Genomic DNA, 14147 nt, shown 5'->3' on the forward strand with positions numbered 1-14147 from the left:
AGACATTCTCAAACTTTTTCGATTTTATAACGATTTAAAAGTTGCTTAAAATTAAGATGGTTATGAAGTCAAATTAGTTTTCTGGAATACTATATAATCTATCTATGGTATAATCCGACAAATTGCCGACATTTTGTTCATCCACAGCATGACATTCCCGGGGGGGCTCCAGGTTGTCACTTTCTGGTAACTCCGGCTCAGCTTCAGGCTCCGTTTCCTGGGCCGCTTCCGGCTGGTCCGGCTGGTCCGGCTTGGGCGTTTCATCCGGTTTTTGTTGAGGGTTTGTTTTACCAGCCCGTAATTCCCTGAATTTAATGATTACAGGATGGGCAAGAAAATAATAGGCGGTCTGCATCCAGCCGTTAATTTCTTCTCTCACAGTGTTGATCAGCCCTGCTTCCTGGAGGATCTTGAGGTGTCTTTCAATGGTTCGATGGCATACATTTGTCCGGTTGGCTAAGGTTTCCATATTAACGAATGTATGGTCCTTTCCAACCGCGCATCTGACCATCGCCTTAAAAGTTTTTTCGATTCCTGCAGTCATTTTCCCACCATCTTTTCTTTCGATTTTCCCAAACCACAAATCAAGGTCATTCGCATAACCATGCGAAATTGTGAGATTATTCAACGTTCTCCTTCCTAACCGAAAAAACAAAATACTTCACCGATCGCTTGACAAAACTCTTTTTTTGAGTTAACTTCTAAGTTGAGATTATTCAATTTAGAAGTTCAAGCTTCTACAGAAGGACCTCATCGGTGCCAGCCGATGAGGTTTTTTTGTTTTTAGCGGTTACCTTTTTTAAAAAATAAGTTTCTTCTCCATAAAAAAAATTTTATACTGGAGTGTATTTAAAAAAGGATTTAAGACAGGTGATCTGGTATCTTTTTCCAGACTGCCACTTAAGGAGAGCCCAAATAAAAAAGGGCTCAGAAGAAAAGATTCTTCTAAGCCCTTAAAATTCGGGTTGGAGGCGGCTTCCGGATTTGAACCGGAGAATAACGGCTTTGCAGGCCGTCGCCTTACCACTTGGCCAAGCCGCCTTGGTGGAGCGGGAAACGGGAGTCGAACCCGCGACTTCGACCTTGGCAAGGTCGCACTCTACCACTGAGTTATTCCCGCTCAGCAACAAGAATTGTTTATAGATGGATGGCCTTCTTTTGTCAATGAAATTTTAATAAAAATTTCATTTTTTTCTGCATTGACAGCCAGGCCCAGGCTATTTATTCTTTTTGCTCCAGTCTGACAGGAAGGACTCAATGCCCTTGTCGGTCATATGATGTGCCGCCAGTTTCTTAAGCACGCCATAGGGGATGGTGGCAATGTCCGCACCTATCAGGGCAGACTGCAGAACATGGAGTTGGCTTCTCACCGATGCCACAATGATCTGGGTATCAAAATCATAGTTGGTGTAAATCTGCACAATTTCTTCGATGAGCCCCATGCCTTCCTGGGCCAGGTCATCAAGGCGGCCGACAAAGGGAGAAACATAGGTTGCACCGGCTTTGGCAGCCATCAGGGCCTGGAGCGCGGAAAATACCAAAGTTACATTGGTTTTAATGCCTTCGGCAGATAAGGTTTTAACCGCCTTAAGCCCTTCCACGGTCATAGGGATTTTCACGGCAATATTATCGGCAATTTTGACAAGCTCCCGGGCCTCCGTTACCATGCCCTCATACTCCAGGCTGATCACCTCTGCGGAAACAGGACCATCAACAATTTTGCAGATTTGTGCAATAATGTCTTTGAACTCACCCTCTTCTTTGGCAATCAGGGAGGGGTTGGTGGTCACACCATCCACCATGCCCATATCATTGGCATCCTTGATCTGTTCAATATTGGCTGTATCAATAAAAAATTTCACGGGTCTCCTCTTTGGCCAGGGCAATCACTGCCTGGCTTTCATTTGTTTTCATTTGTTCGAACAGTTCACCCACGGTCAGGCCGTTTACCGGATGAACCAGATTTTTATCTATGTCGCAAAGGGGTTTTAATACAAAGGCGCGTTCATGCATTCTGGGATGGGGAAGCACAAGCGTGGCTGTGTCCATCACCCTTTGGCCGTAAAAAATAATATCCAGATCAATCCTGCGCGGACCAAATCTGAAGGGTTTGCCGTCCGGATTTTGCTCTTTTTCAATGGCTTGCAGTACGCCCAAAAGCTTTTCCGGAGAATAGGCTGTGTTAATTTTGATGGCGGCATTCACAAACCAGTCCTGATCCGTATAATTTTGGGGCGCTGTCTTATAAAATTTTGACAGGGCTTCTATGAAAATCCCTTCTGTTCCCCCAAGACGGCTGATGGCCAGCCCAAGGTTGGCAATCTTATTTCCCACATTGGCGCCGATGCTTAAAAATACAGGTGTCAGGGGTAAGGAATCAGGGGAATTCAATATAAAGGGTATCCGACATCTTGCTTTTCATATTGTCATGCCCCAGGGTTTGAACCCTGAAATAATAATGAAGGTCCTGGTCAAGGGTGTATATAAAGCTTTGCCGGGGCATGGGAATCACACCCATGGATTTGAACATAAAGGGGCATCCTTCGCAGCCATCCAGGGGTTTGGTTGCCATGAACACCTCAAACCCTTCAACCATTGCCCCTTGTTCCCGATTCTGCAAAGATGTACAGCGCCATGACAGGGTCAGGTCACGATCCTTGAGCGTGTATTTCAGGCTTGTGGGGGCAGCAGGAATATCATCGTCCTTAGCCGGAGGTACGGGCGGCCCTTTTTTACCGCATCCCGGGGCCATAAAAAGGATGCCTGCGCCTAAAAAGGCAAAAAAAAGACATATGAGTACGCGCTGACCGATCCGGTTCAAATCCCAAGCTCCTTTTTTGCCGCATCCACGGCCGCGGATACGTTGTCAAATCCGGTTCCACCATAGGAGTTGCGCCGGGCGACCATGGCATCCAAACTGATGAATTTATAAACATCCTTTTCAATAAGATTGCTGAAGGAACGCATCTCTTCCAAAGTTAAATCATCCAGTTCTTTTTTTTCTTCCAGGGCAAAGGCCACGGCTTTTCCCGCAATGCCATGGGCTGTTCTGAAGGCAACGCCCTTGTTGACCAGATAATCGGCAAAATCCGTTGCATTCAAAAAACCTGTCATGCAGGCCGTGCGCATCCGGTCCTTATGCACCTCAATATGTGCCAGCATGCGGGTGTACACCTCAAGGCAGATTTTTAAGGTGTCTATGGTATCGAACAAAGGCTCCTTGTCTTCCTGCATGTCCTTGTTATATGCCATGGGCAAGGATTTCATGGTGGTTAAAATGGCCATGAGATTGCCTACCACGCGCCCTGTTTTACCCCTGACAAGTTCGCACACATCCGGATTTTTCTTCTGGGGCATGATGGAAGAGCCTGTGGTAAAGGCATCGGAAATAGTGATAAACGCAAATTCCGATGTGGACCATAAAATCAACTCCTCGGACAACCGGGACAGATGAATCATGCAGATGGACGCATGGGAAATAAATTCCATGACAAAATCACGATCTGACACAGAGTCCATGGAGTTGTCCGATACCCGGGAAAAGCCCAGGACCTGACAGGTATATTCCCGGTCAATGGGAAAGGAAGTACCGGCCAGGGCTGCCGTGCCCAGGGGCATCACATCCAGGCGTTTCAGGGAATCCTCCAGTCGTTCCACATCCCGCTTGAACATCTGAAAGTATGCCAGCATGTGGTGGGCGAACAATACGGGCTGGGCCCGCTGCATATGGGTATATCCGGGCATCACTGTTTTTCTGTTGGCATCGGCAAGGGTCACCAGGGCCGCCTGAAAATCTTTAAGCATTTGGATAAGGTTTAAGGTCTCTTCCTTGAGATAAATGCGTACATCCAGAGCCACCTGATCATTACGGCTTCTGCCCGTATGCAGTTTTCTGGCCACAGGTCCACAAACCTGGCCTAAATTTTCCTCCACATGCATGTGGATGTCTTCCAGAGCGTCGGTGAATACCATTTCATCATTATCAATTCTGGATTTTACCGTATCCAGCCCCTCCACCAGGGTTTCAGCATCTTCTGATGAGATAATCCCCTGTTTTGCCATCATTTCAAGGTGGGCCTGGCTACCTTTTATGTCGCTCTCATAGAGGCGTTTATCCACGTTTATGGACGCATTAAAAGACTCCACCAGTTTATCCGTGGATTCGGCAAACCGGCCCCCCCATAATTTTTCACTCATTATTTTTTTCCCTATGTAGTTCCCCGCTTGGGCCTAATCTCGCCCTAAAATCAAGCGCTCCAGAATGGCTTTGTGCATGTGCCGCTTGTTTTCCGCCTGATCCCAGAACGCCGCGTTTTGCGCTTCAAGTACAGATTCGGCAATCTCCTCACCCCTGTGGGCGGGCAGACAGTGAAGCACCAGACAATCATCCTTGGCGCTTTTGAGCAGCTCCTCATTGACCTGGAATCCTTTGAACGCCTTAAGCCGGCCTTCAAGCTGATCTTCCTCACCCATGCTGGCCCAGACATCGGTATACACAACATCGGCGCCTTTAATAGCCTCTTTGGGATCATTGGTGAACACAATATTCTCTTTTGTGTCTGCCCCGGCCGCAGCAATGATCTCAGGATTGATATGGTGGTTGTCCGGACAGGCCACGATCAGGTCCAGCCCCAGCACGGATGCGGCATTGACCCAGGAATTGGCCACATTATTACCGTCTCCCACCCAGGCGATTCTGACATCCTCATACCCGCCTTTATGTTCAATCACGGTCATGATGTCGCTTAAAATCTGGCACGGGTGAAACGCGTCTGTCAGGGCGTTGATCACCGGGATCGTGGCGCTTTGGGCAAACGCTTCCACCAGATCGTGGTCAAAGGTTCTCATGGCCAGGCAGTCAATATACCGGGATAAAACCCGGGCCGTATCCTTTGCCGGCTCATTTCTGGATATCTGGGTATCCTGGGTGCTCATATATATGGAATGTCCGCCCAGCTGAATCATGGCCGTTTCAAATGCGATGCGGGTCCGGGTGGATTTCTTATCAAAAATAAGGCCCAGGGTTTTGCCGGCCAGAAGGGAATCGAAGATGCCCTTTTTGTGGCGCGCCTTCAGGCTTAGCGCCCTTTCAAACAGGGTTGTAAAATCCTGGGGTTCAAGGTCCAGTAAACACAGTAAATCCTTTTTCAATGATCGTCTCCTGCAAGCAGGCTGTCCAGTTCGGCAACCAGCTGATTAATTTCGACGGTCCCTATAATCAAGGGCGGTGCAAATCTAAGAACTTTATCTTGAATCGCATTAATAATAAAGCCTTTTTTGAAACATTCAGACACGTAATCTGTGGCTGTTTTGCCCTTGGAAATATCAAGCTCCATGCCGATAAGCAGCCCTTTACCCCTGACATCCACCACTTTCTTATGCTTTTCTTTTAACCCATTGAGCTGGGCCAGAAAATAAGCGCTTTTTTCACGAACAGATGCCAAAAACCCTTGTTCAGATATCAAACGAACCACCTCAAGGGCTGCGGCCGTGGCAAGGGGGGTGCCGCCAAAGGTTGAGCCGTGGCTGCCAACTTCAAATCCCAGGGCAGCTTCTTCGCTGGCCAGCATGGCGCCGATGGGAACCCCATTGGCCAGGGCCTTGGCAAGGGTCATGATGTCAGGTACAACATCATAGGATTCATGGGCGAATAATGTACCGCAACGGCCCATGCCGGTCTGGATTTCATCAAAAATCAGCAGGGTGCCGGTGTCCGTGCAAAGCTGCCTTACAGCCTTGATATATTCGGGATCAGCAGGGATGACCCCGCCCTCACCCTGGACAGGTTCCATCATCACCGCACACACCGTACCATCCATGACAGCTTTCAGGGCCTCAATATCATTGAAGGGCACATGGATAAAACCGTCCAGCAGGGGGAAAAACCCCTTTTTGATTTTATCCTGGCCCGTGGCAGACAGCGTGGCCATGGTCCGTCCGTGAAAGCTTTGCTGCATGGTGACAATCTTGAACCTGCCGGCTTCCCCTTTTGCCTGGAAAAACCGCCGGGCAAGTTTGATGGCAGCCTCGTTGGCCTCTGCACCTGAATTGGCAAAAAACACGCGGTCGGCAAAGGATTTTTCAGTCAGAACCTTTGCAAGCTCTGCCTGGGGCCTTGTGTAAAACAGATTGGACACATGCACCAAAGTGCCTGCCTGGGCAGAGATGGCTGCGGTGATATCCGGATGGCAATGCCCCAGGTTGCATACGGCAATGCCGGCCAGAAAATCGGTATATACATTGCCCTGATCATCATAAAGTTGGGTGCCCCGTCCTTTGACAAAGGGCCGCCCCTGGCGCGCATAGGTCTTAAACACATGATCCTGGGTCAGTTGAATTGTCATTTTATATTTCCTTCTTATTTAGAATCTCCGGCAAAGAGCTGGGTGCCGATCCCTGAGTCGGTAAACAGCTCAAGCAAAACAGCATGGGCAATTTTTCCGTTAATGATATGGGCTTTTTGAACGCCGGCGTTCAAGGCGGAAAGCCCGCATTCCACCTTTGGAATCATGCCCCCTGAAATCCGGTTGTCCCGGATCATCTCCCGGGCCTGGTGCTCATTCACTGAGGAGATCAGTGTCTTGTCACTGTCCAGCACCCCATCCACGTCCGTGACAAGGATAAGGCGCTCGGCATTCAGGGCACAAGCAATTTTTGCCGCCACCACATCTGCATTAATATTGTATGTTTCCCCTTTGGTGCCCACCCCCACCGGCGCAATAATAGGGATAAAGCCCCGGGCGCTCAGGGTGTGAATGATCTCGGGATTTACCCTGGACACATCCCCCACCATGCCCGGATCAATGATCTCAGGCGGTTTGGTTTCATCTTCCTGGTGATAAATGGTCATTTTTTCGGCCAGAATCAATCCTGCATCCTTGCCCGTAAGTCCCACGGCCCGTCCGCCCTCCATGTTGATCCGGGACACCACATCCTTATTCACCTTGCCGCCTAAAACCATTTCCACCACATCCATGGTGGCATCGTCCGTGTACCGCATTCCTTTGATAAAGGTGGATGTGATCCCCATGGCTTTGAGTACCTCATTGATCTGGGGACCGCCGCCATGGACCACCACCGGATTGACCCCGATAGTCTTAAGTAAGATGATATCCTTGGAAAAATTGGTTTTCAGATCCTCATCCACCATGGCGTGTCCGCCATACTTGATCACCACTGTTTTTCCGGAAAATTTCTGTATATAGGGCAATGCCTCTATCAATATGTCTGCAACCGTATTTTTCATAAAATATACCTGCTTAAATCCTGGTTTCTGGCAATATCAATTAACTCTTTTTCAACGAAAGCGGCATCAATGGAGATGAACGGATTTTCAATATCCGGGGCATCAAATAAAATATCTTCAAGCAGGCGCTCCATGAGCGTATGCAGTCGCCTTGCCCCGATATTTTCCATGGATGAGTTCACTTCAACGGCAATCTGGGCAATTTTATCCACAGCGTCCTGGGTAAAACTTACATGAACCCCTTCGGTGCGCAACAGGGCAATGTACTGCAGTACCAGGGCATTTTTAGGCTCTGTGAGGATCCGGGAAAATTCCGATGCGCCCAAAGAGGAGAGTTCCACCCGGATGGGAAACCGTCCCTGAAGTTCCGGAATAAGGTCCGAGGGTTTGGACACATGAAAGGCACCCGAAGCAATAAACAGGATATGATCTGTTTTCACGGTGCCGTATTTGGTGGGCACGGAACTGCCTTCCACAATGGGCAAAAGATCCCTTTGAACTCCTTCCTTGGACACTTCCGGCCCGTGGCTCTTGTCTTTTCCCGCAATCTTGTCGATCTCGTCGATGAAAATGATGCCGGACTGCTCCACCAAGGTAATGGCATCGTTTTTCACCTCATCCATGTCCACCAGATGGGCCGCCTCCTCCTGGGCAATCAGGGCAAGGGCATCCTTAACCTTGACATTGCGGCTCTTGGTGTTTCTGGGCATGAAATTGCCAAGCATGTCCTTCATATTGATACCCATCTCCTCCATGCCGGCATTTGAAAAAATTTCCACCATGGGAAAATTTTTTTCCTGGACATCAATATCTATTTTACGGTCGTCAAGCTTGCCTTGATCAAGCATTTTGCCAAGCTTTTCCCGGGTATGTTCCGTCGGCTTATCACCAGGTTTTGGGGACGCATCATCCCCGGTATCAGACCCGAATGCCGGACTGCTTTTGGGGGACGGCAAAAGGATATCAAGCACCCGCTCCCGGGCGATTTTTGCCGCTTTTCCCTGAACCGCCTCCTGTTGACGGCCTTTGAGTATGTTGACGGTGAGTTCCACCAGATCCCGGATCATGGATTCCACATCCCGGCCCACATACCCCACCTCGGTAAATTTGGATGCCTCCACCTTGTAAAAAGGGGAATCTGTCAGATTGGCAAGGCGGCGGGCGATTTCGGTTTTGCCAACCCCTGTGGGACCGATGAGTATAATATTTTTAGGTGCAATCTCATCCTGGAGTTCCGGTTCCAGCTGTCGTCTCCGCCAACGGTTTCTCAAGGCCACAGCCACTGATTTTTTGGCAGCATGCTGGCCTATAATGTACTTATCCAGTTCCGTTACAATCTGATGGGGTTTTAGATCCTTCATTCAATTATTTCCAATGGTTTCTATTGTTACATGGTGATTGGTATATATACAGATATCTGCGGCAATTTTCATGGCTTTTTCCACAATCTGAACCGGCGAAAGATCCGTATTTTCAATTAAGGCCACAGCTGCAGCCTGGGCAGCAGTGCTGCCGGATCCGATGCTGATGACGCCTTCATCCGGTTCAATCACGTCCCCGTTGCCTGACAGAAGATACAGGTTTTCTTTATCCGCTGCAATCATCATGGCTTCAAGACGGCGAAGATATTTATCCGTACGCCACTCCCTGGCAAGTTCCACACAGGCCCGGGTCAGGCTTCCGCTGTACTGATCCAGTTTTTCCTCAAGCTTTTCAGCCAGGGTCAGGGCATCGGCCGTGGCCCCTGCAAAGCCTGTAATAATCCGGTCGTTATAAATTCGTCTGACCTTCCGGGCTTTATGTTTTGTTACGACATTGCCTAGGGTGACCTGTCCGTCACCCGCAACCACGACCATGTCCCCGGTTCTAATGGCAAGGATTGTGGTGCCGTGAAATTGTTCATTATTCATATATCATTATCTCCTGATTCTGTTCGCCGTTAAACCGGCCAACAGTCTGGTTTTTTGTTGATTTTATAAACCGGTTACCTTCGGGGATGGGCTTTGTCGTACACGGCCATCAGACGGTCCATGCTCACATGGGTATACACCTGGGTGGTGGACAGGCTGGCATGACCTAAAATTTCCTGGATACCCCGAAGATCGGCACCGGAATCCAGCATATGAGTGGCAAAGGAATGACGCAGGGTGTGGGGTGAAATTTTCAAACCTAAACCGCATTCCATGACCACCTTATCAAGAATGCGCCTGATGGAGCGTCTGCCAAGCCTTTGAAGGTCTTTGTTTAAGAATACCGCTGGGAAGTTTTCCTTGAGATCAGCCCGGTAGGTTTGGACGGCATCAAGGGCGCGCCTGCCCACGGGCATGATGCGTTCTTTGTTTCCCTTGCCTAAAACCCGGATCAGCCCGGCATGAAAATCAATATCCTGGATATTTAGCATGTGAAGCTCGCCGATTCGCATGCCTGTGGAATAAAAGGTCTCAAACATGGCAAGATTTCGTCTGTCCATCCAGGTATCACTTTTCATGGTGTCCAGCAGCCTGAAAATATCATCAATACTCATGGCCTTGGGAAGGGTTTGCTCAAGTTTCGGAAAGGGGATGGTATCGGCAGGATTCAACCCGACCAGCCCGGACCTGGTCAGGTAATCAAAAAAAGATTTCAAGGCGGACAAACGCCGCGAAAGGGTTTTTTTACTTTTTTTCAGGGCGGTCTGGGCTGCAAGATATCTGCGCACGATCATCTTGTCCACCTGTTGAGCCCTTTTTTCAAAAGCCTGTTGCCAGTTTTCATCCGTGCAGCTACAGGTGTCCAGGTAAAAAAGGATAAAGCTTTTTATATCCGTAAAATAGGCCCGAAGCGTATGGGCGGAATACCCTTTTTCAGCTTCCAGGGTGACCAGATAGTCATCAAGAATCATGGCGGTCCAGTCCTGTACAGGCCATGACCTGTTTGAGATCGTCCCAGGCCTCGCGTTTCAGGGCAGGGTTTTGCACAAGCACCGAAGGGTGGTGGGTGGCCATGACCTGTACCCCGTGGCACTGAAAAAAATGCCCCCGGATTTTTGCCAGGGGATCATCCGTGCCTTTCATCATCCGGCAGGCCTTTTCTCCCAACGCCACCACGGCCAAAGGTTTGTGCGCCAGTATGTGGCGGTCAAGCAAATCGTTGTCTGCAGCATTGCAGATATACACATTAGACGGTGTAAGATGCATGGCTGAAAGCATTTTGACCAAAAGGCTGCCAGGCTGCCCCTTAAAAAAGGTTCCCTCACTGTCCACCAGAACGATGCGCGCATCTTCAGGCCCCTGGGCAGCAAAGGGCTGTGGCGGCCATGCCGGGGTGCCCCATGTTTCAAGGATCTGAAAGGCGTCCCGGCCCAGGGCCATGGATTGATTGCCCAGACTTTTTTGAAACTTCAGAAACTGGCCCAGGGAATTGAGGGCCTGGACAACCCCATGGCTCCAGTCAGAATTTTGAACTGTATTACCGTCAAAAACATCCATGGGTTTAGGAGATCGCCTGGACAACCGCATCCAAAATGGCGTGGGCCACCTTTTCCTTTGACATCAAAGGCAGATCCGTAACCAGGCCGTCCCGGGTGAACAGTTTGACTTTATTGGTATCAGCCTTGAAGCCTGAACCGCTTTTGCCCACAATATTGGCGGCAATCATGTCCAGGTGTTTTTTTTCCATCTTGCCCTTGGCATAGGTTTCAAGGTCACGGGTCTCCGCAGCAAAGCCGACCAGGTACTGATTTGTCCTTTTTTTGAGCCCAATGGCCTTTAAAATATCTTTGTTCTGGGTCAGTTCAAGGGTCATGTGTCCCTGATCCTGCTCCCCGTTCTTTTTGATTTTATGGGCCTGGACAGACACAGGTTTGAAATCCCCCACAGCCGCCACTTTAATGATGATATCCGCCTGGCCCAAAGATCCAAGCATGGCATCATACATCTGGTCGCAGGATTCCACGGATACGCGCTCCACACCAACAGGGGCATCAAGGCTGACAGGACCGGACACAAGGATAACCCTGGCACCTCTTTTTTCCGCAGCCCCGGCAATGGCATATCCCATTTTGCCAGAGGAGTGGTTGCTTAAAAAACGCACCGGATCAATGGCTTCAACCGTGGGGCCGGCAGAGACTAAAATGGTTTTTCCCTTTAGATCCTTTTTGTAAAAAAGCGCACAGGCCCGGTCAAAAATAAACCAGGGTTCAGGCAGGCGGCCGGCACCTGCGGTTTTACACGCAAGCACCCCTGAATCCGGATCCAGGATATGAATGCCGGACTCTTCCAGCAAATCCAGGTTTTTTTGCACCCTTATATTCTGGTACATATCCGTATTCATGGACGGACAGATCAAAACAGGGCAGGTCATGGCCAGCATGGTAGTGGTCAATGCATCGTCGGCAATACCGTGGGCCAGCTTGCCAATGAAGTTGGCTGTTGCCGGTGCGATGACGGCAAGATCCGACTTTGACGCCACTTCAATGTGGGCAACCCCGGAACCGGATCCTTCCCACAAATCCAGGAGCACCGGGTTTTCCGAGAGTACCTCAAAGGTGGCAGGTCCCACAAACCGGGTGGCGGCCCGGGTCATGGCCACCACCACATCAGCTCCGGCCTTTTTAAAAAGCCGGAGCAGTTCAACGCATTTATACGCAGCAATACCGCCGGTCACACCTAAAAAAACGTGTTTACCATTCAATGTCATCAAAAGGTCCCATCGTTTGTGGGATTTTGGGAGACGCCGCGCAGGGTAGGGGCGATGCCGATTTCAACATAGGTATAAATCGGTTCTTCACGGATTGAAATCACGGCACAGCGGGTGGCCTTTTGAAATACCATGATGGTGGTTTCCGGGGCTTTAATCCTGGAAATGACCTCCCAGTTGTCCTTTTCCATGTTCATGGAAAAAAAATTATAAAGGGAGTTGGACTCCACCCGCCCCTTGAGGCTAAGGATTCCGGATCTGAATCCGGGTGTTGAAACGATAACCGTGCGGTCTTTGATAATTTTCAGTTCTTCGGGAATCAGTACATCCTCAAAATCATGGTAAACAGCAACAGGTCTATTCTCGACCTCCGGCTGGGGGGACTGGACCTGTTCCGAGGCCGGTGCCCTCTGAAAAAGCCCGCACCCTGAAACAGATATCAAGGCTGTAAATATCAGTGACCCCCAAAAAAATGCTGGCAGGCAATGACGAGGTTTCATTTCGTTTTCTCCAAATTATTCGTTACCGCAAATGTTATTTCTTCTAAAACGAATCCCCTTAAATGTCAATTCAATGTCATTAACTTTAGTACTGACGCATGAACACAAAACAGTTATGCACCTTGCCAGGATGTTGCACGCCGCTATTTCAGCAACTCCCCCACACGTTTAACCGCGCAAAAATCACCGCACATGGTACAAACCTCTTTTTCCCCGGGCTGGGATGAATTGCGGTAAAGTCTTGCCTTTTCCGGGTCCAGGGCGCAGTCGAACTGTCCCTCCCAGTCCAGGGTACCCCGGGCTTTGCTCATTTTATGGTCGATAATTGCGGCACCTTTAAGACCCTTGGCCAGATCTCCGGCATGGGCCGCGATCCGGGATGCCATAATACCTTGTTTAACATCGTCTGCAGTGGGCAGTCGCAGATGCTCAGCCGGGGTGACATAGCACAAAAAGTCAGCACCATGCATGGCGGCCAGGGCACCGCCTATGGCTGACGTGATATGGTCGTAGCCGGGGGCAATGTCGGTAACCAGGGGGCCAAGCACATAAAACGGAGCATTGTGGCAAAGCTTTTTTTGCAGTTTCATGTTCATTTCCACTTCATGCAGCGGCACATGGCCAGGTCCCTCAATCATGACCTGTACATTTTTTTTCCAGGCCTGCCGGGTCAGTTCCCCAAGGGTGATCAGCTCCTCAATCTGGGGGGCGTCTGTTGAGTCCTGGATGGCACCCGGCCTGAGTCCGTCCCCCAGGCTGATGCAGACATCATGGGCCTGGCAGATATCCAGAAGCCGGTCAAAGTGTTCATAAAAGGGATTTTCATTGCCGGTTTTTTCCATCCATTCAAACAGGATGGCCCCGCCCCGGCTGACAATTCCGCACAGCCGGGGGTTGGTTTTTATGCTTTGGGCACATTTTTTGTTGAGTCCGGCATGGATGGTAATAAAATCAATCCCGTTGGCGGCATGGATCTCAACGGTTTCAAACCAATCCTCCAGGGTTATGTCCTGGGTGGGTTTTCCGGTACGGGTTAAGGTATCATAAATGGGTACCGTACCGATCATCACAGGGATTTGTGCCACCAGACACTTGCGAAACTTTTCAGTGTCGCCGGATACGCTCAGGTCCATGACAGCGTCTGCCTGGTACTCCAGAGCCAGGCGCGCCTTCCGGAGTTCCGCATCAAAACAGCAGACATCTTTGGATACGCCCAGATTGACGTTAATTTTGGTTTTAAGCCCTTTTCCCACGCCTGCGGCTTTCAGGTTTAAATGATTCTTATTGGCAGGGACAGCAATTGAGCCCTGGGCAATGCCTTCCATAAGTTCCTGTTTTGAAATGGGTTCATTGGCGAGCACCTGTTCCATCTGCGGTGTGAGAATGCCTTTCCTGGCCGCATCCATCTGAGTTGTATATGATTGTGACATGTGTATATCTCCTGTTTTATATTGATTTTTATGGGAGGAAAACTGAAACGGCTGGGCCGGGAGATGACAGATGATGCTGTGCCAAAGCTTCAACCACGTTTCCTACGCCGGTACGAACCGGATCAGGTTCCAAGGGTTGAAGTCTTGAACTAACTTCTCTCAGCTTTTACAAAAGCACCCCCGTGATTAACTGAAATGTCCAATACTTGATTCGGAAGATTCTGTCAATGGATTTCCCCCGGCACACAGGGTAATCGCATGAAAAAAAACACGGTTAATCCCTAATAATCCTTA

15 protein-coding genes, 2 tRNA genes and 1 riboswitch are annotated in these 14147 nt (G+C 49.5%); all 17 genes read right to left on the reverse strand.

Annotated elements, in window-relative coordinates; genetic code table 11:
• Positions 1 to 73: 73 nt before the first annotated feature.
• The 17 genes from Q366_RS19210 to thiC all read right to left on the reverse strand — a co-directional run bounded on the left by Q366_RS19210 (position 74) and on the right by thiC (position 13853).
• Positions 74 to 544, reverse strand: a complete 471-nt coding sequence (locus tag Q366_RS19210; protein ID WP_245620033.1) for a helix-turn-helix domain-containing protein — start codon at positions 542 to 544, stop codon at positions 74 to 76.
• Positions 545 to 966: 422 nt separating this feature from the next.
• Positions 967 to 1041, reverse strand: a tRNA-Cys gene (locus Q366_RS19215).
• A gap of 4 nt (positions 1042 to 1045) precedes the next feature.
• Positions 1046 to 1120, reverse strand: a tRNA-Gly gene (locus Q366_RS19220).
• 97 nt (positions 1121 to 1217) lie between these two features.
• The gene (gene fsa, locus Q366_RS19225) at positions 1218 to 1862 is read right to left on the reverse strand and encodes a fructose-6-phosphate aldolase (RefSeq protein WP_035242462.1); all 645 of its coding nucleotides are present in this window, start codon (positions 1860 to 1862) and stop codon (positions 1218 to 1220) included.
• A complete protein-coding gene (gene folK, locus Q366_RS19230) occupies positions 1846 to 2391 on the reverse strand; it encodes a 2-amino-4-hydroxy-6-hydroxymethyldihydropteridine diphosphokinase (RefSeq protein ID WP_035242464.1) in 546 nt (181 codons plus the stop codon). The genes fsa and folK overlap by 17 nt, the downstream gene beginning before the upstream one ends.
• Positions 2378 to 2821, reverse strand: a complete 444-nt coding sequence (locus Q366_RS19235) for a hypothetical protein (protein WP_035242466.1) — start codon at positions 2819 to 2821, stop codon at positions 2378 to 2380. Before Q366_RS19235 ends, folK begins: the two co-directional genes overlap by 14 nt.
• Positions 2818 to 4197, reverse strand: coding sequence for an argininosuccinate lyase (gene argH / locus Q366_RS19240; RefSeq protein ID WP_035242468.1), 1380 nt, complete (start codon positions 4195 to 4197; stop codon positions 2818 to 2820). Before argH ends, Q366_RS19235 begins: the two co-directional genes overlap by 4 nt.
• 33 nt (positions 4198 to 4230) lie before the next feature.
• Positions 4231 to 5151 carry an ornithine carbamoyltransferase gene (gene argF, locus Q366_RS19245; RefSeq protein WP_035242470.1) on the reverse strand — a complete coding sequence of 307 codons (921 nt, stop codon included), beginning with the start codon at positions 5149 to 5151 and terminating at the stop codon, positions 4231 to 4233.
• Positions 5148 to 6344, reverse strand: coding sequence for an aspartate aminotransferase family protein (locus Q366_RS19250; protein ID WP_035242472.1), 1197 nt, complete (start codon positions 6342 to 6344; stop codon positions 5148 to 5150). Before Q366_RS19250 ends, argF begins: the two co-directional genes overlap by 4 nt.
• Before the next feature lie 14 nt (positions 6345 to 6358).
• Complete coding sequence (gene argB, locus Q366_RS19255) at positions 6359 to 7246, reverse strand: acetylglutamate kinase (RefSeq protein ID WP_035242474.1); 888 nt, start codon at positions 7244 to 7246, stop codon at positions 6359 to 6361.
• Positions 7243 to 8607 carry an ATP-dependent protease ATPase subunit HslU gene (hslU, locus tag Q366_RS19260; protein WP_035242475.1) on the reverse strand — a complete coding sequence of 455 codons (1365 nt, stop codon included), beginning with the start codon at positions 8605 to 8607 and terminating at the stop codon, positions 7243 to 7245. The genes argB and hslU overlap by 4 nt, the downstream gene beginning before the upstream one ends.
• The gene (gene hslV, locus Q366_RS19265; protein WP_035242477.1) at positions 8608 to 9156 is read right to left on the reverse strand and encodes an ATP-dependent protease subunit HslV; all 549 of its coding nucleotides are present in this window, start codon (positions 9154 to 9156) and stop codon (positions 8608 to 8610) included. It abuts the gene before it with no gap.
• A gap of 74 nt (positions 9157 to 9230) precedes the next feature.
• Positions 9231 to 10127 carry a site-specific tyrosine recombinase/integron integrase gene (xerA, locus tag Q366_RS19270; RefSeq protein ID WP_035242479.1) on the reverse strand — a complete coding sequence of 299 codons (897 nt, stop codon included), beginning with the start codon at positions 10125 to 10127 and terminating at the stop codon, positions 9231 to 9233.
• Positions 10117 to 10713 (reverse strand): uracil-DNA glycosylase, encoded by a 597-nt coding sequence (locus tag Q366_RS19275; RefSeq protein ID WP_084691920.1) that lies wholly within the window; start codon positions 10711 to 10713, stop codon positions 10117 to 10119. The genes xerA and Q366_RS19275 overlap by 11 nt, the downstream gene beginning before the upstream one ends.
• 4 nt (positions 10714 to 10717) lie before the next feature.
• Positions 10718 to 11923, reverse strand: a complete 1206-nt coding sequence (gene coaBC / locus Q366_RS19280) for a bifunctional phosphopantothenoylcysteine decarboxylase/phosphopantothenate--cysteine ligase CoaBC (RefSeq protein ID WP_035242483.1) — start codon at positions 11921 to 11923, stop codon at positions 10718 to 10720.
• Positions 11923 to 12423, reverse strand: coding sequence for a hypothetical protein (locus Q366_RS19285; protein WP_035242485.1), 501 nt, complete (start codon positions 12421 to 12423; stop codon positions 11923 to 11925). The genes coaBC and Q366_RS19285 overlap by 1 nt, the downstream gene beginning before the upstream one ends.
• Before the next feature lie 143 nt (positions 12424 to 12566).
• Positions 12567 to 13853 carry a phosphomethylpyrimidine synthase ThiC gene (thiC, locus tag Q366_RS19290; RefSeq protein ID WP_035242690.1) on the reverse strand — a complete coding sequence of 429 codons (1287 nt, stop codon included), beginning with the start codon at positions 13851 to 13853 and terminating at the stop codon, positions 12567 to 12569.
• An 81-nt stretch (positions 13854 to 13934) separates the two neighbouring features.
• Positions 13935 to 14044, reverse strand: a riboswitch (TPP riboswitch).
• Between the last annotated feature and the right edge of the window lie 103 nt (positions 14045 to 14147).

This window comes from Desulfobacter vibrioformis DSM 8776 (assembly GCF_000745975.1).
Lineage (GTDB): Bacteria > Desulfobacterota > Desulfobacteria > Desulfobacterales > Desulfobacteraceae > Desulfobacter > Desulfobacter vibrioformis.